Annotated in this window: 28 protein-coding genes; 10 read left to right on the forward strand and 18 right to left on the reverse strand. The window is 68.4% G+C overall.

What is annotated here, in order from left to right:
• Nucleotides 1-61: 61 nt before the first annotated feature.
• Nucleotides 62-859: a murein transglycosylase gene (locus ACFXHE_RS11460; protein WP_379382189.1), complete on the reverse strand. Its 798-nt coding sequence runs from the start codon at nt 857-859 to the stop codon at nt 62-64.
• Nucleotides 860-945: 86 nt separating this feature from the next.
• On the opposite strand from ACFXHE_RS11460, the gene ACFXHE_RS11465 reads away from it, so the two are divergent.
• The 4 genes from ACFXHE_RS11465 to ACFXHE_RS11480 all read left to right on the forward strand — a co-directional run bounded on the left by ACFXHE_RS11465 (nt 946) and on the right by ACFXHE_RS11480 (nt 4207).
• Nucleotides 946-1464, forward strand: coding sequence for a hypothetical protein (locus ACFXHE_RS11465; protein ID WP_379382191.1), 519 nt, complete (start codon nt 946-948; stop codon nt 1462-1464).
• A 33-nt stretch (nt 1465-1497) separates the two neighbouring features.
• Complete coding sequence (locus ACFXHE_RS11470; protein WP_379382192.1) at nt 1498-1791, forward strand: hypothetical protein; 294 nt, start codon at nt 1498-1500, stop codon at nt 1789-1791.
• A 1086-nt stretch (nt 1792-2877) separates the two neighbouring features.
• Entirely contained in the window at nt 2878-3747 is an 870-nt protein-coding gene (locus tag ACFXHE_RS11475; RefSeq protein WP_379382194.1) for a helix-turn-helix domain-containing protein, read from the forward strand.
• Between the two features lie 262 nt (nt 3748-4009).
• Entirely contained in the window at nt 4010-4207 is a 198-nt protein-coding gene (locus ACFXHE_RS11480; RefSeq protein WP_379382195.1) for a hypothetical protein, read from the forward strand.
• Nucleotides 4208-4357: 150 nt separating this feature from the next.
• Here the strand turns inward: ACFXHE_RS11480 and ACFXHE_RS11485 are convergent, their stop codons facing one another.
• Nucleotides 4358-4501, reverse strand: coding sequence for a hypothetical protein (locus tag ACFXHE_RS11485; RefSeq protein ID WP_379382197.1), 144 nt, complete (start codon nt 4499-4501; stop codon nt 4358-4360).
• A gap of 107 nt (nt 4502-4608) precedes the next feature.
• Between ACFXHE_RS11485 and ACFXHE_RS11490 the strand changes: the two genes are divergently transcribed.
• The 3 genes from ACFXHE_RS11490 (at nt 4609) to ACFXHE_RS11500 (ending at nt 6475) form a co-directional block, all read left to right on the forward strand.
• Nucleotides 4609-5205, forward strand: a complete 597-nt coding sequence (locus ACFXHE_RS11490; RefSeq protein ID WP_379382199.1) for a TetR/AcrR family transcriptional regulator — start codon at nt 4609-4611, stop codon at nt 5203-5205.
• Nucleotides 5206-5270: 65 nt separating this feature from the next.
• Nucleotides 5271-5906 (forward strand): glyoxalase, encoded by a 636-nt coding sequence (locus tag ACFXHE_RS11495; RefSeq protein ID WP_379382200.1) that lies wholly within the window; start codon nt 5271-5273, stop codon nt 5904-5906.
• A 104-nt stretch (nt 5907-6010) separates the two neighbouring features.
• Nucleotides 6011-6475, forward strand: coding sequence for a phage tail protein (locus ACFXHE_RS11500; protein ID WP_379382202.1), 465 nt, complete (start codon nt 6011-6013; stop codon nt 6473-6475).
• 64 nt (nt 6476-6539) lie between these two features.
• Here the strand turns inward: ACFXHE_RS11500 and ACFXHE_RS11505 are convergent, their stop codons facing one another.
• The 12 genes from ACFXHE_RS11505 to ACFXHE_RS11560 form a co-directional block, all read right to left on the reverse strand.
• The gene (locus ACFXHE_RS11505) at nt 6540-6686 is read right to left on the reverse strand and encodes a hypothetical protein (protein ID WP_354835208.1); all 147 of its coding nucleotides are present in this window, start codon (nt 6684-6686) and stop codon (nt 6540-6542) included.
• Between the two features lie 223 nt (nt 6687-6909).
• The gene (locus ACFXHE_RS11510; protein WP_379382204.1) at nt 6910-7554 is read right to left on the reverse strand and encodes a class F sortase; all 645 of its coding nucleotides are present in this window, start codon (nt 7552-7554) and stop codon (nt 6910-6912) included.
• Nucleotides 7551-8609, reverse strand: coding sequence for a hypothetical protein (locus ACFXHE_RS11515; protein ID WP_379382205.1), 1059 nt, complete (start codon nt 8607-8609; stop codon nt 7551-7553). The genes ACFXHE_RS11510 and ACFXHE_RS11515 overlap by 4 nt, the downstream gene beginning before the upstream one ends.
• Before the next feature lie 245 nt (nt 8610-8854).
• Entirely contained in the window at nt 8855-9481 is a 627-nt protein-coding gene (locus tag ACFXHE_RS11520; RefSeq protein ID WP_379382207.1) for a VOC family protein, read from the reverse strand.
• A 75-nt stretch (nt 9482-9556) separates the two neighbouring features.
• Nucleotides 9557-10510, reverse strand: a complete 954-nt coding sequence (locus tag ACFXHE_RS11525; RefSeq protein ID WP_379382209.1) for a lysophospholipid acyltransferase family protein — start codon at nt 10508-10510, stop codon at nt 9557-9559.
• A 6-nt stretch (nt 10511-10516) separates the two neighbouring features.
• Nucleotides 10517-11365: a GNAT family N-acetyltransferase gene (locus tag ACFXHE_RS11530; protein WP_379382211.1), complete on the reverse strand. Its 849-nt coding sequence runs from the start codon at nt 11363-11365 to the stop codon at nt 10517-10519.
• A gap of 308 nt (nt 11366-11673) precedes the next feature.
• Nucleotides 11674-12801, reverse strand: coding sequence for an S-adenosylmethionine:tRNA ribosyltransferase-isomerase (locus ACFXHE_RS11535; protein WP_379382213.1), 1128 nt, complete (start codon nt 12799-12801; stop codon nt 11674-11676).
• Nucleotides 12798-13487 carry an SDR family NAD(P)-dependent oxidoreductase gene (locus ACFXHE_RS11540; RefSeq protein ID WP_379382215.1) on the reverse strand — a complete coding sequence of 230 codons (690 nt, stop codon included), beginning with the start codon at nt 13485-13487 and terminating at the stop codon, nt 12798-12800. Before ACFXHE_RS11540 ends, ACFXHE_RS11535 begins: the two co-directional genes overlap by 4 nt.
• 70 nt (nt 13488-13557) lie before the next feature.
• Nucleotides 13558-14319 (reverse strand): ABC transporter permease, encoded by a 762-nt coding sequence (locus tag ACFXHE_RS11545; protein WP_379382217.1) that lies wholly within the window; start codon nt 14317-14319, stop codon nt 13558-13560.
• Entirely contained in the window at nt 14316-15338 is a 1023-nt protein-coding gene (locus ACFXHE_RS11550) for an ATP-binding cassette domain-containing protein (RefSeq protein ID WP_379382219.1), read from the reverse strand. The genes ACFXHE_RS11545 and ACFXHE_RS11550 overlap by 4 nt, the downstream gene beginning before the upstream one ends.
• Before the next feature lie 79 nt (nt 15339-15417).
• Nucleotides 15418-16035, reverse strand: coding sequence for a PadR family transcriptional regulator (locus tag ACFXHE_RS11555; protein ID WP_379382220.1), 618 nt, complete (start codon nt 16033-16035; stop codon nt 15418-15420).
• A 78-nt stretch (nt 16036-16113) separates the two neighbouring features.
• On the reverse strand, nt 16114-17409 hold the full coding sequence (locus ACFXHE_RS11560; RefSeq protein WP_379382222.1) for an NAD(P)/FAD-dependent oxidoreductase: 1296 nt from the start codon (nt 17407-17409) through the stop codon (nt 16114-16116).
• Nucleotides 17410-17521: 112 nt separating this feature from the next.
• Here ACFXHE_RS11560 and ACFXHE_RS11565 point away from each other — a divergent pair, with 112 nt between their 5' ends.
• A complete protein-coding gene (locus ACFXHE_RS11565) occupies nt 17522-18382 on the forward strand; it encodes a LysR family transcriptional regulator (RefSeq protein WP_379382815.1) in 861 nt (286 codons plus the stop codon).
• A gap of 10 nt (nt 18383-18392) precedes the next feature.
• Here the strand turns inward: ACFXHE_RS11565 and ACFXHE_RS11570 are convergent, their stop codons facing one another.
• Both ACFXHE_RS11570 and ACFXHE_RS11575 read right to left on the reverse strand, forming a co-directional pair.
• Complete coding sequence (locus ACFXHE_RS11570; RefSeq protein WP_379382224.1) at nt 18393-18884, reverse strand: SRPBCC family protein; 492 nt, start codon at nt 18882-18884, stop codon at nt 18393-18395.
• A complete protein-coding gene (locus tag ACFXHE_RS11575) occupies nt 18881-19666 on the reverse strand; it encodes an SDR family NAD(P)-dependent oxidoreductase (protein WP_379382226.1) in 786 nt (261 codons plus the stop codon). The genes ACFXHE_RS11570 and ACFXHE_RS11575 overlap by 4 nt, the downstream gene beginning before the upstream one ends.
• A 76-nt stretch (nt 19667-19742) precedes the next feature.
• On the opposite strand from ACFXHE_RS11575, the gene ACFXHE_RS11580 reads away from it, so the two are divergent.
• Nucleotides 19743-20354, forward strand: coding sequence for a TetR/AcrR family transcriptional regulator (locus tag ACFXHE_RS11580; RefSeq protein ID WP_379382228.1), 612 nt, complete (start codon nt 19743-19745; stop codon nt 20352-20354).
• A gap of 196 nt (nt 20355-20550) precedes the next feature.
• Here the strand turns inward: ACFXHE_RS11580 and ACFXHE_RS11585 are convergent, their stop codons facing one another.
• On the reverse strand, nt 20551-20742 hold the full coding sequence (locus ACFXHE_RS11585) for a hypothetical protein (RefSeq protein ID WP_379382230.1): 192 nt from the start codon (nt 20740-20742) through the stop codon (nt 20551-20553).
• Between the two features lie 399 nt (nt 20743-21141).
• Entirely contained in the window at nt 21142-21669 is a 528-nt protein-coding gene (locus ACFXHE_RS11590) for a CGNR zinc finger domain-containing protein (protein ID WP_379382232.1), read from the reverse strand.
• A 47-nt stretch (nt 21670-21716) separates the two neighbouring features.
• On the opposite strand from ACFXHE_RS11590, the gene ACFXHE_RS11595 reads away from it, so the two are divergent.
• On the forward strand, nt 21717-23045 hold the full coding sequence (locus tag ACFXHE_RS11595) for an FAD-dependent monooxygenase (RefSeq protein ID WP_379382233.1): 1329 nt from the start codon (nt 21717-21719) through the stop codon (nt 23043-23045).
• Nucleotides 23046-23134: the final 89 nt, after the last annotated feature.

The following is a 23134-nucleotide window of genomic DNA, read 5'->3' on the forward strand; positions in this document are numbered from 1 at the left end:
CGCGACACAGAATTCTTGTGTCACGGCGTTATTGCGAATGAAGGGATTCGAAAGACGGCGATCAGGCGTCGTAACCGGTTGCGGCAGTGCGCACCTGGCTGACATAGACCGAGGAGTGGTTGTAGGCGAGGATGGCCTGCCGCCAGCCCGGAGCGGTGGCCAGATCGCCGCCGGCGGCGCACAGGTAGCGGCCTGCGGCCAGCGCGGCGTCGTCGATATTGTCCGGGTTGCCCGACAGGTCGCCGGTGGCAACGGGTTTGGCGGTCTCGAGCGCATCGGCGAGGGCGCGATAGTCGGCACCGGCGCGAACGCCCCAGTGCTTCCAGGAGTCGGGGATGAATTGGAACGGGCCCATTGCGCGGGCGTAGACGGTACGTCCGGCCCGCGCGGTCGAGGCGGGATCGAGGATGACGGCGTTGCCGCCCGTGCCGTTGAGGGCCACGCCGCGAATCGGCGGCTGCACCAGGCCGTCGGCCGCGATGGTGGCGCCGCCGAAACGGGCGTGATCGCTTTCCACGCGGGCGATCCCCGCCAGCGTGGTCCAGCCGAGGTGGCAGCCGGGCTGGGCCTTCGCCAGCACGACCGTGGCATATCCGTACGCCTCCAGCGCGCGGAGCGGGATGCCGTCCTTGTCGGCCCGTGGGCGAGCCCACTCGCGGAGCTGGTCGAGCTTGTTGTCCATCGTGTCGAGCCGGATTTTCGGGATCGGACCGCCGGAGCCCGGAGGAGCGGGTTCCGGCGCCCGGCCCGGCCCTGCGGCACACCCGGCCACGGTGAGCGCGACCGCGGCGATGAACAGGGGCAACCGAGCCCCGCCCAGCGCCCGGCCGCCCGTGCCGGGCACGTACGAATTCGTCATGGTTCCGCGAAATTCACTGGTGCGAACAAGGTTTCGTTCCGTACGCCTAGCCGCACGGACGAGGGGCGGGCGGGGGTGCCGGCGCCTTGGATGTCGGGGGCGTGGCCGGCTTCGATGTCGCGGGCACCGGTGGCTTCGATGTCGCGGGCACCGGGGGCTTCGATGTCGCGGGCACGGGCGGCTTCGGCGCCGGGGCGGCCGGCGGCGCGGGCTGCGGCTTCACGGTCGGCGGATGCGCGAGGGTCGCGGATGCCAGCGGCTGCATCGGATTCCGCGGCGGCGTTGCGATGCAGTGGGGTGAGGTCGGCGGCGGGGCGGTCGTCGTCACCGGGGCGGGCGTCACCGCGGGCGTGGTCGTCACGGGAACCGTGGTCGTCACCGGCGATGTCGTCGTGGGTGCCGTGGTCGTGGTGGCCACCGGAACCGTCGTCGTCGGGGGCGTGGTGACCGGAGCTGTGGTGGTGACCGGAATTGTGGTGGTGGACGGGACGGTAGTGGTCGTCGTCGAGGGGTCGGTGGTCACCGTGACCGTCGTTGTGGTGGTGGCAGGGTCCGATGTGGGAGTCACCGACTGCGAAACGGTTTGGCCCGGATCGGAAGACTGATCCGCCTGGAACGAGAGGGTCGCGCTCGCGTCGATGGAGAGGCTGGGCGCGGCGGTCGTGACCGGCGTATCCGTGGTCGTGACCGGCGTATCCGTGGTCGTGACGGGGGCGCTGGTGGTCGTATCCGGGGTGGTGGTCTCCTGGGCGGGATCCGTTGTCGCGGACGCGGGATCGGTGCCCGGATCGGTCGCGGCGATCGGGTCGCCCGCGGCGTCGGGCGTGGAGCCGTCGGTGGGGACCGGAACGTCGCTCGGGGTCAGTGAGCTGTCGGCGAGACCGATCTCGGGCGTGGTCGACCCGGACTGCGCGGCCGTCAGATCGGCGTAGCTCTGCGAATCCGGTACCTTCGCCGCTTCGGTCGACGCGGCACTGGTCGCCGCCGGATCGGTCCCGTGCGTTTCGGCCGCGGCGACCACACCGACGACGAGGCTCGCCAGCGCGGCGCCGGCAGCCACCTTCGGCAGATGGCGGCGGACAGGACGCGACGCGATCAGGCGAGCCATCAGCTGCCATTTCCCCGGGGCCTCGGCGAGTTCCCCCGGGGCCTCGATGAATTCGGTCGGCACCGCATCGACGGCATCGGCGTTCGGCTCGATGGCCGGTTCGGACGTGTCCGATTTGTCCCGATCGGGTTCGTTGCTGTCCAAGGCTGTCCCCACTGTGGATTCCTTCTCCGCGATAAGTCGCCGCACCAGCGCCCATGCGGAGGACGAACTGGATGGCCACCGGGGCCGGAAATTCAAAACCCGTTATGAAACGGCTTTCTGGCGACCAAGACTGTGCAATGCACTCGGACAGCGCGCAACTCAGCCCCGCACCGCGCACCACAACTCACCGGTGCCCCGCAACACAGCAGCGACAACATGCCCGAAATCAGGCATAAATCTCTGCACAACAGCGGAATCGAGCACTACCGGCGGGATGGATCAGCCACTCGGCACACCGAAGGACGCAGCAGCACCCACCAACCAGGAAAAAGGCAGCTATCACCGATCAGCCACGCCGAGTCGTCACCCCTACCCTTCTGTCGGATATCACCAAATCCGTTGTACGAAAATCGATTTCACACAGATCTAGACACCAGAACGCGAGCTGAACGATTGACCGAGCGACACAAATTGTCACACCTTCCGTCCGAACGCCCACACCCACCGCCTGCACAACCAGGCAGCACGAGATATGAGCCTTGGAGCTCTGTTCACGATTTCGCCCCATTACCCAAATTTCAATGAACAAACGGTGCATGAAAGGTGTCGGAAAACCGTTGGCATCAGCGAATATTCATGTTGCAAACGCTGTGATCTTTCCGACAGTGCGCCGTTTCGGGGCGTCGGGTAAAAGTTCTTCAGCGAATCCGATTCACACCGCTCGGCCGCGCAAGGCTTCGCAGGACGTTCGATAGAGAGGCTGGCCGTGCAGATCGCCGCACCTTCGCTCCCCCGCCCTGGCCAGTCGGCATTTCCCCCGATCCCACCCACCCAGGTCCGCCGCGGCGCCGGCCGGCTCTCGTGGGTCTGCGAGCGACCCGAGATCGGGGGCTATCTCCGCCGGCAACGTGAGGCGCTGGGATTGACCCAGGAGGAGGTGGCCCTGGCCGCGTCGACCACGCTGTCGTCCCTGCGGAAGTGGGAGGCCGGTCTGCGCAAGCCGAGCACCGAAGGTCTGGCGGCCTGGTGCCGCGCGCTGAATCCACCGGACTGGATGTTGCGCAAGATCATGTCGCTGGCGCTCGGTGACCTGGATACGCTGCGCACGGAACCCTGGCCCCGGACCATCGGCCGCGAGGATCTCGCTCATCTCGAATCGTTCTCCGGGCCCGCCTTTTTCATCAGATTCCCCGATTTGGATGTCGTCGCTGCCAACGGACCCGCGCGCCAACTGATTCCGAGCTTGACGCCGGCCGACCTCGGTCCGGCCCGCCCGGTCAATCTGGCCGAATGGATCATGACCGACGCCGCACGAGAACTGCTGGTCGACTGGCGCGACGTCGCCGTTCGCGTGATCCATTCCCTGCGGGTCATGGGTCCCGGTATCGTTCCGCAGCAGCGCCTCGACGAGATCTTCAACGCCTGCTATTCGCGATCGCCGAAGGACTTCAAGCGATTCTTCGCCACCGACCCGGTCGGGGACGAACAGGACGGCGACGCACTATTGGTGCGAAACCTGGAGCAGGGCACGGTCGATCGGTATACCTACCGATCCTTGCGCCCGACGCAGCCGATGTGCCCGTACGACGTCGTACACCTGATCCGGAGCACCGCGCCGCGCGATCCGGACTCATAGCCCGCACCGGATCAACCACACCGAACACGTTCCCGCCGCCCGCATCCCGGGGGTTCCGATCGTGCCAGACTGCGGACCACACGTGCCGATCTCGGACACCGGTGGTGCAGCGCCGGGCCGGGTGCACCAGAATTCGGTGCGGCCGACACCGACTCGCGGACCGGCCCCGTTTTCAACGCGGTCGACCGCACACGCACCGGTACATGGGCAATGGGGTGGTGTGCGGCGCGGCCGCGACCGATCCCACACGAAAGGTCGATACGTGCCCAAGCACCTGATCACAGTGGCGTCGATTGCGCTGGCGGTGGTGGCCCTCGCGGGCTGCGGCAGCCACCACAGCAGTCCGCTCACCCCGCCGACTTCAACGACCTCGGTACCGGTTTTCGGCGGCGGCCAGATACCGGATGTGATCGATGTGCCGACCACCAGCCCGTCCACGAGCACGAGCAAGGCCCGGTGATGGCCGGGCGGTGACCTCGATCGGTCGCCTGCCGCGCCGGAGGCGACGCTCACGCCCATACCGCCGAGCCTCTGCGCGGAGACCGTCGAGCTCCGGGTGCCGAGTTCTCTTGTCCGCATGCGTGTTTCTCCGCCGGACGGATGGCTCGTCTCAGCCCGCGACGGCACGGACGAACAACGACAGCACCGCGAGGCCCTGCAGTGCGGCGCGCGGATTGATGACCGAATCCCAAGTCCGTTGCAGGGCACGCGCTTTCGGCAACATCGGGAAGCCACAACGGCTTCTTCTCCTCACTGGGCGATTCTAGCGATGGTAGAATTCATATCGCCAACATATTCAGAGTCAGTAGCTAGATAACTTTACGGCCGATACGATAAGTCGATGACGATTCAGAAGACGCCATGACGATCCAGCAACGGCGGGAGCGGGAACGGGCCGCCAGGCGTCAGCTGATCATCGACACCACACGCAGACTCGCCGAGGACGATGGCTGGGCCGCGGTGACCACGCGCCGGCTGGCCGATTGCATCGAGTACAGCCAGCCCGTGCTCTACAGCCATTTCACGAGCATGGAGGCCATCGTGGCGGCGGTGGCCGTGCAGGGTTTCGCCGAGCTGGCCGACAATCTGCACGCCGCGTGCGCGGGGCGCGAGACCCTCGAGCAGCGCCTGGGCGCGCTGGCCACCGCGTATGTCGAATTCGGGTTGTCCCAGCCGGCGCTCTACGACGCCATGTTCGTCCAGGCCACCGATCTCGCCTTCGGCAGCGCCGAGACGCCCGAGCAGTTACGCCGCGCCTTCGACGAAATGCGGTCGGCGATCAGCGCATCCCCCGGCGACATCGATCCGGACGCCGACACCGACACCGAGGTGTTCTGGGCCGCCCTGCACGGCCTGGTGACGCTGGCGCGCAGTCACCGCCTGCGGACCGAGTCCATCGGCGTGCACCTGGCGGTGCTGCTGGAGCGTTTCACCAACCTCGGAATCCACCGACCCTGAATCCGTGGCGGGATCCGTGGTCGGCACGGATGTCGCGGGCCCGGCCGAAATTTAGCGTTATCGGCATGACGAACACCGCCACCACCACCGAAATCAACGTCAGCCTCGAGGCTGCCGACCCCGCCGCCACCGCGGCCGCCTACGAAGCCGCCTTCGGCCTCGGCGCCCGGCTGACCTTCCGTCCCGCCACCGCCCCGGCGGAAGGATTCCGCGGATTCATGCTGTCCCTGGTCGTCACCCAGCCCGGCACCGCCGACAATCTCATCGCCGGCGCGCTGCAGAACGGATTCACCATCCTGAAGCCGGCCAAGAAGAGCCTCTGGGGCTACGGCGCCGTCATCCAGGGCCCGGACGGCACCGTCTGGAAGGTCACCACCTCCCAGAAGAAGAACACCGGCCCCGCGACCCGCGACATCGACAGCGTCGTCCTGCTGCTCGGGGTCGAGAACGTGAAGGCCAGCAAGCAGTTCTACCTCGACCGCGGCCTCACCGTCTCGAAGAGCTTCGGCAGCAAGTACATCGAATTCGCCCTCCCCGACTCCCCCGTCAAGCTCGCCATGTACCCCCTCGCGGCCGCCGCCAAGGACGCCGGCGTGCCGCCGACCGGCTCGGGCCCGCACGGAATCGTGGTCAGCGGCGCCATCTCCTCGTTCGTCGACCCGGACGGCTTCGAATGGGAAGCATCCGCGAAACGCCCGTGACGCCTTCGGGTTACCGATCGGCCGGGCGGGCGCGGCTAGGATTACCGCGGCCTGTCCGAGAGCACCGTCCGACCCGATCGGACATTCGTGTGAAGGAATTCGCCATGCCGTATGTTGTTGACTTCGTGAACGTCTCGACCGAGGGACTGGAGTCGTCGCCGGTCGCACCCGCGCTCGCCGGATTGCGGGCGAACGAGGCCCGGTACTTCAAGAACAAGTACGACCATATCTTCACGGTGGAGCCCGCAGAGGACGCCCAGCAGACCATCGAGTGGGTGCACCGGATCCTCGCGAAGGAGCGGTCCCTCGTCATCTCCTCGAAGCCCCTCGAGGCGACGGCCTTCCAGGTCGAGGACATTCGAATCGCCTACGTGTTCTACCAGAACGGCTTGTCGATCAACGTGATGTACACCGTCGACGACGCCAAGAAACGAGCGGTCGGGTTCAAGCTCGCCGACGGGATGGAAGTCCCCGCGGAGCTCGCCTCGCAATTCAAGTTCGCGCGGCAGAAGTCGAAGCTGGCCGGCACCATTCGCGGCTCGTACTTCGTCATCAAGGGCGAGTACTGACCCCGGTGGGCCTTACCGCCCCGCAGCCGACGAAGACCTGCGGGACGGTTCGGCCACTGCTCGATCAGCCGAACGGGTACTGACCGGCGCCGGCGTAGCCGGTGCCACCCATACCGATGATGTCGGTGAGCATCACGAGCATTCCCTGCCCGATCGACAACGCGTCGTTGCCGATCGTTCCGAGGTTCTGCGCAAAGGTCTGCATGTCCACCTCCGCTGTCGATCGATCCGAATGGTGCGCACGGGAACGTAGCCAATCCGTATCACCACCGGCAAATCCGGTGTGGCGCGATCCGCCGCACCCGGATGCACCGAAATCTGTTCTCTGCCAACAACATCGCCGAGTCTCAGCGGACACGACAGCGCGACACGCCGACATTCGGACAATCAGGGCCACAGCAGACTCACAGGACCGCCGCGCGCCCCGGGCACGGCTAGGTCACCGAATCGAGGGACGAGAAGACCACCACGTTGGACTCGTAACTCTTGGCAGCCTGGTCGAACTGGCCGCCACACGTGACCACCTGCAGCGTCGCGCCGCCGCGGGGACCGAAGACGAGCTGGTCGGGGAACTGGGATTTCAGGTACATGCGGACGTCGGTGACCTTGAAGTGCGCGGTCTTGCCGTCTGCGCGCTTCACGTCGATCATGTCGCCCGGCTTCACCTTCTTCAGGTAGAAGAAGACGCCGGTGCCCTTGTAGGAGTCGACGTGGCCGAGGATGACCGCCGAGCCCTGCTCGCCCGGCGCGGGACCCTGCTGGTACCAGCCGGCCTGCAGGTAGTCGGAAGGCACCTGGACCGAGCCATCGGCATTGAGCCCCACCGCGATCAGCGACCCAGAGGCCTTGATCGAGGCGATGTCGAACGACACCGGAGTGGACCGGCTGATCGCGGCCGCCGTCTTCACCCCGGAGGCGGACGCGGCCGCGGTGGTCGTGCTCGCGGCCGAATGGGTCGCGCCGGAGGACGAACAACCGGTCACCAGGGCCAGGATGATCGCCACCACGGCGACGAGCGCACCGCGTAGTGGTCTACGGATTCTCAACGCGCCCAAGGCGTTTCCCTTCGCGGTGCTCACTGCGCGCTCACCTGGGCGGCCATGCCGCCAGCGCCGGTTTCGGGCGCGCCCTTGGGAATCACGTAGCCGCCCGGCGGAACCTGATCGGTGACGGCCGTGCCGCCCGGGATGCCGGTGGTCGCACCGACCGGAATCGCCATGCCGTACACCGTGTCCGCACCGGCCGCCGCGGCTCCGGCCGTCACCAGATCGATGCCACCCAGAGCGCTACCGCCGATGTCGGTGTTCCCGCCGGCCTGTACTCCGCCACCGGCATTGCCACCGATCTGCGTACCGCCACCGATCTGCACACCACCGTTGGCATCCCCGCCAACCTGTGTACCGCCACCGACCTGCACGCCACCACCGGCATTGCCACCGATCTGCGTACCGCCACCGACCTGCACACCACCGTTGGCATTGCCGCCGGTCTGGACTCCACCGCCGACCTGCACACCACCGTTGGCATCCCCGCCGACCTGCGTACCGCCACCGACCTGCACACCACCGTTGGCATTGCCGCCGGTCTGGACTCCACCGCCGACCTGCACACCGCCATTCGCGTCACCGCCAACCTGGGTGCCGCCGCCGATCTGCACACCACCGTTGGCATCGCCGCCGGTCTGCGTACCGCCACCGACCTGCACACCACCGTTGGCATTGCCACCGGTCTGCGTACCGCCGCCGACCTGCACACCGCCATTGGCATCCCCGCCGACCTGAGTACCGCCACCGACCTGCACGCCACCGTTGGCATTGCCGCCGGTCTGCGCGCCGCCGCCGACCTGCACACCACCACCGGCATTGCCGCCGGTCTGCGCGCCACCGCCGACCTGCACACCACCACCGGCATTCGCGCCGGCGCTCGGCTGGACGGACGCACCGGCATTGCCGCCGCCTCCGCCTTGGACGTCGACGCCCACGTTCACCCCGCCGGGTCCGATGCCGACGTCCACACCGAGGCCGGCGCCCGGGGCGGGCTGTGTCGTCGCGGTCGGGTCCGCGCCGGCCAGCGGCGCCCATAGTGCGACTGCGGCCGCGGCGATCACCATGACCGGGAATGTCCTAGCCGACATTTTCGAATTCGCTTCCAGACGTTGTTGTTCGGTTGCCTTCCCGTCGAACAGACGGGTTGGTGTGTTACCGACAAGTCGCCCATGACCGCGAGAACTATGCCGTTTCAGGCACGTTTGAAACTGGACGCCTGCACAAGTCCCTAATGCACCGAGTCCCCACCCGAAGCCCCTAATTTGCTCCGCTTCGCCGAAGGTACCGACGGCATTCCGGTAAGGCGGGCAACCGCCCGTGGAACGGTGACGAATCAGCGGGCGGCATGCTGGGACGTGGTCTCCCAGGCGAATCCGTCCGGATCGGTGAAGGTCGCAGCGCCGCCCACCACAAGGCGGTGAGACCCGCTGCCATCGGAGGAGACCCCGGCGTCCTTGGCCAGGCCGCGACGCTTGTACAGGGCCAGCTTCACCGGACTCGAGCCGGTGTCGAACTCCACGTACATCGGCCCGAAGCTCTTGGCCACCGGCAGCCCGTGGTCGACATAGAAGCGCTTGCTCGCGCCGATGTTCTCCACACCCAGCAGCAACACCATGGAGTCGAAGCGCTTGGCCGCCGGACCGCTGTTCTTCTTCGAGGAGGTCGCGACCTTCCAGATCGCGCCGTCCGGAGCCTGGACCACGCCGCCGTAACCCCACATCGACTTGGCCGCGGGCTTGAGCGAGGTCGCACCCGCCGCCAGCGCCGCATCCAGATAGGCGTCGGCGTCGGCCGGCTGGGCCACCGTCAGCGAGAGCGTGTACCCGCGGAATCCGGTGCTGGGCTCCTGGGTGGCCCGGAAGCCCAGCAGCTGCGAGTCCAGTCCGAACGCGGTGGAGTAGAAGGTGGCCGCGGCATCGATGTCCGCGACGTCGAGGGTGATGTTCTCGATGGAAGTCATGTCGGCAACGCTACGGTCGCGCCACTGACCAGCGCTTCTCGATTCCTGATCAGTCCCGGGCCACTCGCGGGCGAGTCACTTCCCGGCGGTCGCCCGCGGTGCCTCCGCACGTCGATCCGCACCCGTGCCGACGGCCTCGAGGTGCTCGGAGCCGTGGATGACGTCGGTGAAGGCGCGGGCCACGGTGTCGCCCTCCAGGGTCTGTTCGCAGCGGCGGGCCAGCTCGTGACGGTCGGTGTCGGGGAGCAGCTGCGGCTGCAGGGCGATCTCGGCGACGACGCCCTTGGAGCGCAGGACGCGGCGGATCGAGTCGGCCAGCGAGTCGATACCGACGAAGCCGGGGATGGTGGACAGGTCGCCGGCGCGGTCGAGGTAGCGCAGGCGGATGGGCTGGACCGGCGTATCGGAGTCGATGGCGGCCTGGAACAGGGCGGGACGCAGGCGGCCGTGGGCGCGGCCACACCAGGTGGTGCCCTCGGGGAAGAAGGTGACGCGCTCACCGGCGCGCAGGCGGTCGGCCATGGTCGCGATGACCGACGGCAGCTGCCGCAGGCGTTCGCGCTCGATCGGGATGACGCGCACCCGCTTGGCGACATCGCCGAGCATCGGCCACTCGACCATGTCGGCGCGGGCCACGAAGGACACGGGCTCGACGGCGGTGAGGGCCACGATGTCGGTCCAGCCGATGTGGCGGGCCACCATCAGCACACCGCCCTCGCGACGGTCGTCGGGGGCGCGGTTGTCGACGATGCGGACGCGAATCCCGCAGCAGGCCAGCAGGGCTCGCGCATAGCGGCGCTGCAGCCCGGCGCGGCGGCGGCGCGGGGTGGCGTAGTGCGCGATGGGGAAGCTCAGCAGGACCCCGGCGATGCCGGCGATCCGGGCGGCCACCCGCAGCGTGCCCGCCTCAGCGGGAGCGTCGACACACGAAGGGCCGCAGGGACTGTGGGGCATCCAGGCGTGGGCGGAGGCCTCGGCCGGCGGGCACGAGAGCGATCCGGTCTCCGGGGAGAGCAGTGCGGGCATCATGGGGCATCACCGGGCATCCAGGCTGTTGGCCGCGCCCTGCAGGCGCTCCAGGTAGCGGGTGTTGATGGTCTCGAGGCCGAGCAGGGCGACGAAGTCGGCGACCGCGAAGTCCGGGTCGTGGGCGGGCTCGCCACAGATCTGCGCGCCCAGGCGTAGGTAGCCGCTCAGCAGCGGGGGTAGCTTGGGGCGGGCGGGGGCTGCCAGCTCATCGAGGGTGCGGCCGTCCACCACCACCGGGTTGTACGGGCGCACATGGCGTTCCGTCTCCAGCGCGTGCTTGCGCAGCAGCATGTCGCGCACGCCGCGCACGTTCACGCCGGGCTCGTCCTCGGGCGTCATCCGCATCGGCACCGAGACGCAGCCCATCACCCAGTCGTATCCGGTGAGCTGGATGTAGTGCAGGATGCCCGCCCACATCAGCGTCAGCACCGAACCGTTGCGGTGATCGGGCACCACGCAGGCGCGGCCCATCTCGACGATCCGGTGACCCACGGGATCCAGTGCGGCCAAGTCGAATTCGGTGGCGGTGTAGTACCCGCCGGCGGCGGTCACCTTGTCCGGGGGCAGCATGCGGTAGCAGCCGACGAACTGCTCGGTGAGCTCGTCACGCACCAGCAGGTGATCGCAGTGGTCGTCGAAACGGTCGGCGTCCAGGCCGGTTCCGTTGTCGGGAATGGTGAAGCCCGGCTCATTGGCGAACACCTGGTAGCGCAGCCGCTGCGCGGCCTCGCGGTGTTCGGCATCGGAGGAGACGACCAGGGAGTACTGGGACCGTCCGGTGGTGCGGGGTGCTTCCGGGGCGGGCTTCGACGTGGCTGCCAGCAGGCTGGAATTCGACGCTGCCATGGTGGTCATAGGCTTGATCAAGCCAGTCCCAGACTGCGCTGGAGCGACCGCCGGATTACCTGCCGATGCCAGTCCGGTGAACGCGACGCAGACCGCACCGGGAGTTCATCCGACCGCCTCGCAACGTTCTCTACCAGGACAAATGCTCGTATCCCGGCGGGGTACCGGCGCCTCCGGAAGGCCGCGCGGCGAGCCCGGAAGACGTTGCGGCGAGCCCGGACCCGCGTCCGCGAGCGGTCGGCAACGCGGAAGAAATCAGCCTACGCTCCCCGGGTGAGCCTTGCACCGCGGGGGTCCACTTCCGGAACGACAGCGGGTCAGTTCCGGAAGAGCATGGCGGAATCACCGAATTCGTGCCAGAGATACCCGGAGTCGAGCGCCACCCGGTACGCCTCCCACACCACCGCCCCGCCCGCCACGGATTCGAGCAGATGCAGATGCGAGGCGCCCGGCGCGTGCCAGCCGGTGATCAGCCCGTCCACCGCCCGCGCGGGACGATCCCCGTCGAGCACCAGCTCGGTCCAACCGGCCATCGGACGCACCAGACCGTCTGCGGCGGTGGCGGTTTCGAGCGCCCGGGTGACCGTGGTCCCCACCGCCACCACCCGGCCGCCCGCCGCATGCGTGGCATTGACCAGCCGCGCCGTCATCTCCGGCACCGCGAACCGCTCCGGACTCGGCGGCTCCCCGGACTCCGGCGACGAAACCCCGGTATGCAGCGTGATCGGCGCGAATCCCACTCCGCCCGCCACCAGCTCGGTCACCAGCGCCTCGGTGAAAGGCCGCCCTGCACTGGGCATTTCGGCACTGCCCGGCTCGAGCCCGAAGACCGTCCGATAGTAGGCGGCCGACCACCGCCCCGTGAGGTAGGAGTAGGAGATCGGGCGGCCATACCGTGCGAGCAGCGCCCGCACATCCGCCCCCGCTCTCTCGACCCCGTCGCCGTGGCCCGCCGCGGCGCCCCGGTTCCCAACGGCAGCTGGATTCCCGACGGCGTCATGATCGGACGCGGCTTCGACGTCCGCGGCCCACAGGCGGTCGCTGCCGCGCGGCCAACGGGTGCGCACGGTGGCGATGTGACCGGCCGGAAGGGTAATGCGCGCACCGGGTTTCAGTGCTCGCCCGCGCCACGGCACGCCCGCGGGGTCGCGCAGTTCGACCACCCAGCGCCCGTCGTCGAGCCAGGTCGAGAAGTGCAGCACCGCCGGCGCATCGCCGTAGCACGCATCCACCGCGGCGCTGAGCATGGCCGAATTGTTCACCACCACAAGGTCTCCGGCGCGCAGGAATCTCGGCAGCTCCCGGAACCGCGCGTGGGTGACCGTCCCGGCGTCGCAGACGAGCATCCGGACCTCGTCACGCGCCAGGCCGCGCGCCTCGGGCGGGCTGGTCGCCGACAGCTCGCCGGGCAGGGTGAACGCGAGCTCCTCCATACCGAGGGTCATGACGCCACCGACAGTTCGGACGCGAGGTAGCGGCCGCTCGGTGGGCGCGACTCGAGAAGGCGCAGCAGGGCGGGGACAACGGTTTCCGGTTCCGGACGGTCGGAGATGTCCTCACCAGGGAAGGCGGCCTGGTGCATCTCGGTGCGCATGTCGCCGGGATCGAAGCTGTAGATGCGCAGCTGGGGATTCTCGGCGGCGAGCACGTTGGTGAGCTGGTCCAGTGCGGCCTTGGAGGCGCCGTAGCCGCCCCAGCCCTCGTAACCGCCGACGGCGGCGTCGGAGCTGATGTCCACCACCACGCCGTCGGAGGCCCGGAGTGCGGTCAGGGTGAGCTGCAGAATCGCCAGGGGTGCAATCACATTGGTGTCGAGGACGGTGGCGAGTTCGTCCAGCGGGTAGCGGTCCAGGGTCGGGAGCGGGCTCGGGCCCAGTGCGCTGGCATTGTTGAGCACCATGTCCAGCCGGCCGGAGCCGACGGCCTCGGCGATGCGCTCACGCACCGCCGGGTCGGCGACATCTCCCGCGATGGCGTGCGCGCCGGTCGCGGCCCGCACCCGGTCGAGCCGATCCGCGCCGCGAGCGACGAGGATCAGCTCCCAATCCCGTTCGGCGAGCGCGAGCGCGACCGCCCGGCCGAAGCCCGCCGACGCCCCGGTGATCAGGGCCCTTTTCGTGTTTTCAGGCATACAGCCATCGTGAAACCTGAACCTCTGTTCAGGTCAACAACTTTTCGCCGGCAGCGAAGAACCGCCCGGGTCAGGCGTTCTCCCGGGCGAAGCTGCGGGAGGCGACCAGGATCAGCAGCAGTGAGACCACGATGGTGACGGCGGTGCCGACATAGACCTCGTGCGCCCCGAAGTCACCGCGGAACAGCGCCCGCGCCGCGTCCACGGTGTGCGAGAACGGATTCACCTTCGCGATGTCCTGCAGCCACTTCGGTCCCACCGTCATCGGCAGCAGGATGCCCGACAGCAGCATGATCGGCACCGACACCGAGTTCAGCAGCGAGGCCAGGGTGTCCTCCGAGCGCGCCCACAGGCCCAGCGCATAGGACGCGGACGCCAGCCCCGCACCCATGACGGCGATCAGCAGCAGCGACAGCACCAGACCGCCCGGATTCGGCCGCAGCCCGAAGACCGCCGTGGCCACCCCGACCAGCACCAGGGCCTGCACCAGCAGCACCGTCATGTCCTTGAGCACCCGGCCCAGCAGCAGCGCGCCGCGCGAGGCGGGAGTCACCCGCTGCCGTTCGATCACGCCCGCGCGCCATTCGGCCACGATGCCGAAGCCGACGAACAATGCTCCGAACAAACCGATCTGGATGACCAGCGCCGGGGTGAGGATCTTCCACGGATCCGCGCCCGGGCCCAGTGACGGGGCGATGCCCTTCACCAGGGGACCGAACAGGACCAGGTAGATGATCGGCTGCATCAGGCCGATGATCACCCAGACCGGATTGCGCAGATTGGCCCGGACCTGGGACCAGTAGATCAGTCCGGTGTCGCGCAGGAATGTCATGACCGGTCTCCTTCCCGGAGCGAACGCCCGGTGAGCGTGAGGAACACATCGTCGAGGCTGGGACGCTTGACCGTGAGCGAGCCGGGCGTGATGCCCTTGTCGCCGAGCGCCTGCAGCAGCGGAACCACCGCGGCGTCACCGTGTTCGACGGTGAGATGCACGAGACTCTTTCCGGCGTGGCCGTTCTCGTGCCCGTCGGTACGCAGCCGGGAGCGCAGTTCGAGCGCCTCGGCGGCGACATCCAAGGCAAGATCGGCGCTGCCGGAATCGATTTCGAGGCTGATCACGTCGCCCGAGATGCGCCGCTTCAACTCGTCGGGGGTGCCTTCGGCGACGATCGTGCCGTGGTCCATCACCAGGATGCGATCGCAGAGCGCGTCCGCCTCCTCCAGATAGTGGGTGGTGAGTACGACGGTGGTGCCTTCGTCGCGCAGCCGCCGGATGTGGTCCCACAGGTTGGCCCGGCTCTGCGGATCCAGCCCGGTGGTGGGTTCGTCGAGGTAGATGAGCGTGGGCCGGTGTACGAGGCCGAGCGCGATGTCCACCCGCCGACGCTGCCCGCCGGAGAGCTGCCCGCACCGGCGGCGTTCCAGCCCGTCGAATTCGAGCGCCTTGGCCAGGTCGGCGGCATTGCGCCTGGCCTCGGACTTGGACAGCCCGAAAAGCCTTGCCTGCAGGATTAATTCGTCCTCGACCAGTTCGGTCTCGTTGGTCGATCCGCCCTGCGGCACATAGCCGATGCGGGAGCGCACCGTCCGCGGCTCGGCGCGCAGGTCGGCGCCGACCACGGTGGCCTCGCCCGCGGTGGGCGCCAGCAGCGTCGAGATCATCCGCAGGGTGGTGGTCTTGCCCGCCCCGTTGGGACCGAGCAGTCCGATGATCTCGCCGTAGCGCACGTCGAAGTCGATACCCGTGACCGCTTGCACGTCACCGGTTCTGGTCTTGAAGGTCCGGGCCAGCCCACGGACCCGGATGACCGGGTCGGTGGGTGCGCCGCGGACGGGTGATGTCGTTTCCACGCCTCAACGGTAGAAACGACCCACCCACATAGTCAAGCTTGACTATTAAAACTTGATTACTTCGCCGGGAGCGGCGACACTACTTCACCGGAGGCGGGACCGGGGCCCCGCCCATGGTCCCCGACCAGGCGTTCAACTCCCCGCTCTCGATCCGCTGCAGGGTCCGGCGCGACCACTCCAGATCCGCACGCACATGCGCCGCAGCAAGATTGATCGCATCGGCGACATGATGCGGCTCCGCCTCCCTCGGATCCCCGCTCCCGGCCAGAATCCGCTCCTCCTCGCGCTCTAGATAGACCAGATTCGACTCGAACTGCAGGATCCGGCTGCGCAGCGCCGCAATCACATCCACCTTCGGCGCGTGCGGAAACAGCGACACCGTCGCGAAATACGGATGCTTGAGCTGGTCGGCCGCGAACAGCGACTCGCGCAGCATCTCGCCGAATTCCTTCTCCCCCTCCGGAGTCAGCCGATACGTGCGCCGCTCCGGCCGCGCCCCCTCCTGCCCGACACCCTCCACCGAGATGAGGCCGTCCCGCTCCAGCGTGTTCAGCGCCCCGTACACCGAGCCGGGCTTCACATTGGCCCAGTCGTCGGCATGCCAGGACAGCAATTCGCGGCGCACGTCGTAGCCGTGCACGGGCTGGAGCAGGCGCACCACCGCCAGCACCAGCAATCGAGTTGTAGGAACAGCCATAGTCGCAGGTTAACCTTGCCCCACAACGGGAACGAGCCGCCCGGCGCTATCGCCGGGCGGCTCGTTTCGTTCCTGCGGTCAGGCCGCTACCGGTGACTTCTCCGGAGTCTTTGCGGCCGAGGCCTTTTCGACCTCGTTGAAGCCGGGCCGGCCACTGCCGATGAAGGCGACCAGCCAGGACAGCACCGCGGCGAAGCGGTTGCGGAAGCCGACCAGGTAGTAGATGTGCACCGCGAGCCAGGCCACCCAGGCGATGAGACCGGTGAACTTGACCTTGTCGTTCAGCTTGGTGACCGCGCTGAAGCGGCTGATCACCGCCATCGAGCCTTTGTCCCAGTACTTGAACGGGGTGGCCGCGGGCTTCTTGCCGCGGATGATGTCGGCGACGTGGCGGCCCTCCTGCATGGCCACCGGGGACTGACCGGGGTAGCCGTTGAGGTAGGTCATGTCACCGATGGCGAAGATGTCGGCGTGACCGCCGACGGTGCAGTCGGGGTTGATGAGCAGGCGTCCGGCGCGGTCGGTTTCGCAGCCGGTGGCCTCGGCCAGCACCTGGGCGAAGCCGCCGGCCTGCACGCCCGCCGACCACACCACGGTCTCGGCGGCGATCCGGCGCTCCACGCCGTCCTTGCTCTTGACGGTGACCTTGCCGTCCTCGATGTCGGTCACGAAGGTGTCGACCAGCACCTCGACGCCGCTGCGCTCCAGCGACTCCTTGGCATATTCCGACAGCCCGCCGCCGAAGGGCGGCAGCACCACGCCCGCGCCCTCCACCAGGGTGACGGTGTCCTCCTGGTGGTAGTACCTCTTCGCGAGCTCCTTGAGCTGACCCGCGACCTCGACGCCGGTCGCGCCCGCACCGACCACCACGAAGCTCAGCAACCGGCGGCGGGTCTCCGGGTCGGCATCCTTGGCCTGCTCGAAGACGCGCTGGATCTGCGCGCGCAGGTTGCGGGCGTCGTCGATGGTCTTGAGCGAGAACGTCTTGTCCGCGAAGTCGTCACGGCCGAAGTACGACTGGCTGGCGCCGGTGGCGGCGATGAGCTTGCCGTACCGGATCCGGCGCGTACCTTCGGATGTCTCATAGGTGAGTACCGCATTGGGGGCGTCGATGGCGGTGACCTTGCCCAGCCGCACCTCGCCGTTCTTGTGGTTGCGCAGGATATTGGCCATGGGAGGCGCGATCTCGTCCGAGGCCAGCACACCCGTCGCGACCTGATAGAGGAGTGGCTGGAAGAGATGCTCGGGCGTACCCGAGATCAGGACGTACCGGACACCCGACTTGTTCAACTGCTTCGCAGCGGCGAGACCACCGAAGCCCGATCCGACGATGACGACATCGGCGGTTTCGATACCCGCCTCCACGTGTTGCATGACTGCTCCCTTCCGTCATGACTAACCGTGATTCGGAACGCGGTTGTTCCAGCCGTCAGGGCGCATAATCAAGATGACTCTTATCTACGTTGATCATGAATTGGAGAATGCCGTGGAGCTGCGCCAACTGGCCTACTTCGTGGCGGTCTGTGAGGAGCTGAGCTTCAGCCGGGCCGCGAGCCGATGCTTCATCTCGCAGTCGGCTATCAGTCATCAGATCGCCCGGCTGGAACGCGACCTCGGCGTGAACCTCTTCGAACGGTCCACGCGCTCGGTCGTCCCGACCGACGCGACCACTCGGCTACTTCCCCTTGCGAAGCAAATGCTGAGCCTGGAATCAGCCATTCGCGCAGCTGTGCGGGCCTCCGGGCCGCGCATTCGCTTGGCGGCTAATATGAGCTTTGCAACTAGATCACTGTCCGCCATCGCGGGCGCGCGCGAGGCGCATCCGGGCGCGGAGATCGAATTCGTCATCAAGCCCTTCCGGCAGCGCATCCAAGCGGTGGCCGACGGCGACTGTGACCTTGCCCTCATCCGAGGCAGCGTGGACCAGCCGGGGCTGACCGTCGAGAAGCTCTGGGACGAGGATCCCGTCATCGCCACGTCCACCGCGCACCCGCTCGTCATGCGCGGCGGCGATGTCACCCTCGCGGAATTGGGGGCCTATCCACTGCTGCTCCCGCCCGAGTCGGAACAGGTCCTGCTCCACAATGTGGTGCGGGCCGCCTTCGCCGACCTCCCCACCGGGCCGGTCTTCGGCCCGCCCATCCCGCCGGACCACACCGCCACCATGGAACTCATCAACCGGCCCGACGCCTGGACCATCCTCTACGCCGACAGCCAGACCGAGGGCATCGCCACCCTGCGGCTCACCGGACACCCGCTGCGCATCCCGGTCTCGGCCGTGACCCGCGGCGAGGGCCGCACCTCCCCCATCGTGACCACCCTGCTGGCGGCGCTGCACTGCGCGTGACGCGCCACCCCTAACCGGGATGCGCGGCGGCGAACTCGGCCAGACCGGCCGCGAAGGACTCGAACATCGGAGTCAGCATCGACCGCACGAACCGCGCCTCGACCGGAGCGAGCGCCGGGGCCGGATCCAGATGGACCTGCCAGGTCAGCGTGCAGTGCCCGGCATCGATCGGCGTGAACGAGATGTCCTCGATCATGCGGCGGGCCAGGGGAATCGACATGGCGTCCGCACCGAAGGTGAAGCGCGCGGCCGGTTCCCAGGCCAGGAAGCGTTCCCGCACGGTGATCCAGCGCAGATGGATATCGCGGATCGTGCCCGCGGCACGGGCATTCGAGTGCCACGTGGTGGCGCGATAGCCGTTCGCCCATTCGGTCTGCCCCTCCCCCGCGGCGAGGATCTCGAAGGTGCGCGCCGCCGAGGCCGCCACCGTGCGCTCGCTGTGCAGGTGCAGGCGCATGGCATCGATATCGCCCAGTTCGCTCGGGCGCAGTGCGAACATCATTCCGAGCCCACCAGACGCCTGGTCACGCGGATGGTGGTGCGGCGCGGCAGGATTCGCGGCAGACCCGACGAGACCGCATTGGCGATGCCGGATACGATGCTCGGCGGCGGATTGCGGCGATCCAGGGCCCGCAGGGCGGTGATCACCACCTGCCGTGGCGTCTGCCGGCTGCCGACACTCGCCGCTTCGCCTGCCACATCGAAGAATTCGGTGTCGGTCGCGCCCGGGCAGACCGCCAGCGCGGTGACGCCCGACCCCTCCAGTTCGCCCCACAGTGCCTCGGTGAAGGAGAGCACGAAGGCCTTGGTCGCGCCGTAGACGGCCATGAACGGAATCGGCTGGAAGGCCGCGGTCGAGGCGATATTGACGATCACCCCGCGATCGCGGGTCACCATGCCCGGCAGCGCGGCGTGGGTCAGCTCGGCCAGCGCGGCCACATTCACCGCGATCTCCTCGCGAACCTTCCCGGCCGCATGATCGGCCAGCGCGCCGTGGGTGGCGAAACCCGCGTTGTTGATCAAAATGCCGACGGGATGCAGCGGATCGGCGCAGACCTCGGCGACCCGGGCCACTCCGGCCGGATCCGCGAGGTCCGCGGCGAGTACGCGCACCGAAACCCCGTGCGCGGCTTCCAATTCCTTCGCCAGGTCCCGCAGCCGCGGCTCGCGCCGGGCCACCAGGACCAGGTCGCAGCCGCGGGCGGCCAGGGCGGTGGCGAAGGCCGCGCCGATGCCGCTGCTCGCGCCGGTGACGACCGCGGTCGCCGGATACCACTCGGTCATTTCTCCTCCTAGGTGAACAGGTGTTCATCTATGTATACTTAACAGCTGTTCAGTCATCTCTGTCAAGGAGGACTTCGTGCCGGGTACCCGACAGCGCCGAACCCGCGGCGAAGGCGAGCGGTTGCACGCCGAACTCGTCGCCGCGGCCATCGACCTGCTGCTCGAACCACAGCCACTGCCCGCGCCGTCACTGCGCGCCATCGCCCGCGCCTGCGGCGTCGCACCCAGCGCCGTCTACATGCACTTCGCCTCCCAGGACGCGCTGAACTACGCGGTGATCGCCGAGCTGTTCGGCCGGCTGCGCGCCGACCTCGACGCCGCCGACCCGGAAGCCGCGAGCCCCGCCGAACGACTCGACGCCCTGCTCGGCGCCTACCTGACCTGGGCCGAAAACCACCCGGGCGCATACCAATTGCTGTTCGAGCGGCCAGATCCGCTCGACACCGAGGGCGAGGGCCCCGGCCTGGATCTGCTCGACCGCCTCGCCCGGCTGCTGCCCGACACCGACCCCCAGGTGCCCGACACCGACCCGCAGGCCCGCCGCACCACCGCCCTGCGCATCTGGTGCGCCATGCACGGGGTGGCCTCCCTGCGCATCCACAAACCGAGCGCACCGTGGGCCGCGACCGCCCGCGCCGACGCCCGGGCGCTGGTGGCGGGCCTCGCCGGACTGCCCGCCGACACCTGACCGCGGCGCGAAAGTCGCAGCCGCGCAGCCGAATACCGCCGACACACCCGGCGGAACCGAATTAACCTGGCATCGTGGGGCACGAGAACATGCGTGCTCGTCCCCACCTCCATCGGCATGGTGGTCCAGCGCGACGCGCAGCGGCGGCGGGCGGCCCGCGAACGGTATCGGCCGCAGTAGATTTCGGCCACTACGGTCAGGCCAACGCCGTCGCGACCGCGAGATGCAACCGCAGGTCCGCGGGTACCTCGTCCTCGACGGCCCACACGATCTCCTCCATCGACCGCATGAACGCCCAGGCACGCGCCCGATCGGCGCCCACGGCCAATCCCGCGGCGGTCCGCTCGACCACCGCCCGGGCATGCTCCGGCGTCGGTTCGCTCTGCACCTGAATCATGATCAGGAATCCGGCATCGAACGCCGCCTCCCCCAGATACGCTTTCGGGTCCCGGCCGTGCCCATTCGAGCAGCATCGCCCCCGTCCCCGGATCGAACTCGAACAACCGCACCGCCCCATCCCCGCCATAGCAGTACAGCCCGGTCGGCTCCCCGTAGTTCTCCTCGTCGACCACCGGCACCTTGAGCACCGCGACCGACCCGGCGGCCCGCCGCGCCGGCGCGACCCACGAATGTGTCCCACCCCCGAAGCTCTCCCCGATGACCTCCAACCCCCAAGCCGCGCACAATGTGTCCACCACCCCGGGCAGCGCGGCCAGCCACAGCGGCCCCCGTTCCCCGAAACTCTCCGCGATGGTCTCCGCCACCTTCGGCGGCAACGAGATCGGCATCAGTCCATCCTGCCGGACCGTTGCCGGTGCGCGGCCACCCTGGTTCTGGTGGCACAGGTGGTTCCGCAGTACTTCTGAGGTTGCCGCCGCCCGGTGTCGATGAAGAAGCGGCCGCAGGCGGTGGCGGCGCACCGGCCCCACGCGCATCGGCCGCGGTCGCTCAACCACAGGCCCAGCGCCAGCGCCGCCTTGGCCAGCAGCCAGTATTCGGGGTCGGCGTCCTCGGGCGGGCGCGAATGCATGGACCAAGGGCGGCCGGGGAATTGGACGAGTAGCGGGCGCGCCGGATAGTCGGCCAGGAGGGCATTGATCTCCCGCGCCGCGTCATCGGGATCGGTGAGCTCGAGAATGTCGGCGATGCGAGCGGCCGCAGGGCGGATCTCGGCCGGTTCGGCGGTGCGGTAGCGCTCGGGGGCTCGGTGCTCGCGCAGGATTCGCCGCACGTCCCGGTCCCCGCTTCCGGCCCGCACGGCGTTCGCCAGGTCGGCCAGGAAGTACAGCCCTCTCGGGTTCTGGTCATCCGCCACCTCTGCAGCGTAACGTCAATAGAATCAATTGGCGTTACAGGAGGATGATGCGCACCTCGGTCCTGGTGATCGGCGGCGGGCCTGTCGGGCTGACCCTGTCGATCCTGTTGTCGCGGATGGGAATCGATCACCGGGTCATCGAGGCTCGCGTCGAGCCGTCGCCGCACCCCAAGGCGCGCGGCATCTCGGCCCGCTCGATGGAGATCTTCCGGCGGCTGGGGCTCGAGGCGGAGATCCGCGCGGCCGGACTGCCCGCCGACCATGTCGCCTTCTTCCGGGGGCGGACGCTCAACGATCCGGATCACGTTCGCACGCTGCCGGTTTCGGAGAACGCCGGCCATACGTCCGCACCCGGTCTCACCTGTTCCCAAAACGCGCTGGAACGCGTGCTGTCCGCTCGCGCGGGCGAATCGGTGCGACTGGGCGTCCGACTGATGTCCTACGAGCAGACCGGTTCCGGAGTCACCGCCACGATTCGCGAGGAGCGGACCGGTGCAGAGTCAGTGCTGCAGGCGGATTGGCTGATCGGCTGCGATGGCGCGCACAGCACCGTCCGCAGCGGCAGCGGCATCACGATGACGGGGCCGACCGGCCTGAACGAATTTCTCAGCGTCCGATTCGAAGCACCGCTGGGCCCGGTGGTGGCCGATCGCGCCAGCACCTCCTACTTCCTCACCGGCGGTGGCGGGTTCCTGGCGATTGACAATGACCGGCATTGGATCTACCAGCATCCGCTGAACGGCAGACGGCCCGGCGATATCGACTTGGTTGCCCAGATTCGTTCCGGCACCGGCATACCCGATCTGGACGTGATCGTCCGCAACACCGCCACCTGGCGTATGGATGCGCGGCTCGCGGACAGCTATCGGTCGGGCCGCGTGATGCTGGCCGGAGACGCTGCGCACGCCGTCCCGCCCACCGGCGGGCACGGGATGAACGTGGGCATCGGCGACGCCGACAATCTCGCGTGGAAGCTGGCCGCGGTTCTCACCCGCGCGGCGCCCGAATCCCTGCTCGACACCTACGAATTCGAGCGCCGCCCCGTGGCCCGCCAGGTCATCGACATCTCCATCGTGAATGCCGGCAATCGCTCGAGCTACCGCATCGACGACGAACTTCTGCTGGGCACCGCCTACCGCGACACCGGCACGACACTCACCACCGACGGCTACGCCCCTTCGGCGAATGTCGGCGAGCGTCTCCCGCACGCCTGGCTCGCCGACGGCCGCTCCACTCTCGATCTGGTCGGGCCCGGCCACATCCTTCTCACCGGATCCCAACTCCCCCAATCCCTCCGCGACGTCTGCGGGCTCTCCCCCACCACCGCTCTGCTCATCCGCCCCGACGGCCACATCGCCGCCCGCCTCTACGGCTGAGCCCTCGGCCGGCTCGTCGTCGACGGTTTCGGCCCGCTCGGGCGGCGCACCAGCAGGTGGCTCCGTGGTGATGGGCTGGACGGTTTCGG

The organism is Nocardia sp. NPDC059229, assembly GCF_042754165.1.
Lineage (GTDB): Bacteria > Actinomycetota > Actinomycetes > Mycobacteriales > Mycobacteriaceae > Nocardia.

Coding starts and splice junctions, on each gene's coding strand:
- ACFXHE_RS11545 (WP_379382217.1), bottom strand. CDS start 14,319: ATGACATTCCTGCGCGACACCGGACTGATCTACTGGTCCCAGGTCCGG.
- ACFXHE_RS11515 (WP_379382205.1), bottom strand. CDS start 8,609: ATGTCGGCTAGGACATTCCCGGTCATGGTGATCGCCGCGGCCGCAGTC.
- ACFXHE_RS11500 (WP_379382202.1), top strand. CDS start 6,011: ATGCCGTATGTTGTTGACTTCGTGAACGTCTCGACCGAGGGACTGGAG.
- ACFXHE_RS11525 (WP_379382209.1), bottom strand. CDS start 10,510: ATGATGCCCGCACTGCTCTCCCCGGAGACCGGATCGCTCTCGTGCCCG.
- ACFXHE_RS11470 (WP_379382192.1), top strand. CDS start 1,498: ATGGAGAGGCTGGGCGCGGCGGTCGTGACCGGCGTATCCGTGGTCGTG.
- ACFXHE_RS11540 (WP_379382215.1), bottom strand. CDS start 13,487: ATGCCTGAAAACACGAAAAGGGCCCTGATCACCGGGGCGTCGGCGGGC.
- ACFXHE_RS11520 (WP_379382207.1), bottom strand. CDS start 9,481: ATGACTTCCATCGAGAACATCACCCTCGACGTCGCGGACATCGATGCC.
- ACFXHE_RS11495 (WP_379382200.1), top strand. CDS start 5,271: ATGACGAACACCGCCACCACCACCGAAATCAACGTCAGCCTCGAGGCT.
- ACFXHE_RS11530 (WP_379382211.1), bottom strand. CDS start 11,365: ATGACCACCATGGCAGCGTCGAATTCCAGCCTGCTGGCAGCCACGTCG.
- ACFXHE_RS11555 (WP_379382220.1), bottom strand. CDS start 16,035: ATGGCTGTTCCTACAACTCGATTGCTGGTGCTGGCGGTGGTGCGCCTG.
- ACFXHE_RS11595 (WP_379382233.1), top strand. CDS start 21,717: ATGCGCACCTCGGTCCTGGTGATCGGCGGCGGGCCTGTCGGGCTGACC.
- ACFXHE_RS11490 (WP_379382199.1), top strand. CDS start 4,609: ATGACGATCCAGCAACGGCGGGAGCGGGAACGGGCCGCCAGGCGTCAG.
- ACFXHE_RS11460 (WP_379382189.1), bottom strand. CDS start 859: ATGACGAATTCGTACGTGCCCGGCACGGGCGGCCGGGCGCTGGGCGGG.
- ACFXHE_RS11535 (WP_379382213.1), bottom strand. CDS start 12,801: ATGACCCTCGGTATGGAGGAGCTCGCGTTCACCCTGCCCGGCGAGCTG.
- ACFXHE_RS11575 (WP_379382226.1), bottom strand. CDS start 19,666: ATGACCGAGTGGTATCCGGCGACCGCGGTCGTCACCGGCGCGAGCAGC.
- ACFXHE_RS11560 (WP_379382222.1), bottom strand. CDS start 17,409: ATGCAACACGTGGAGGCGGGTATCGAAACCGCCGATGTCGTCATCGTC.
- ACFXHE_RS11570 (WP_379382224.1), bottom strand. CDS start 18,884: ATGATGTTCGCACTGCGCCCGAGCGAACTGGGCGATATCGATGCCATG.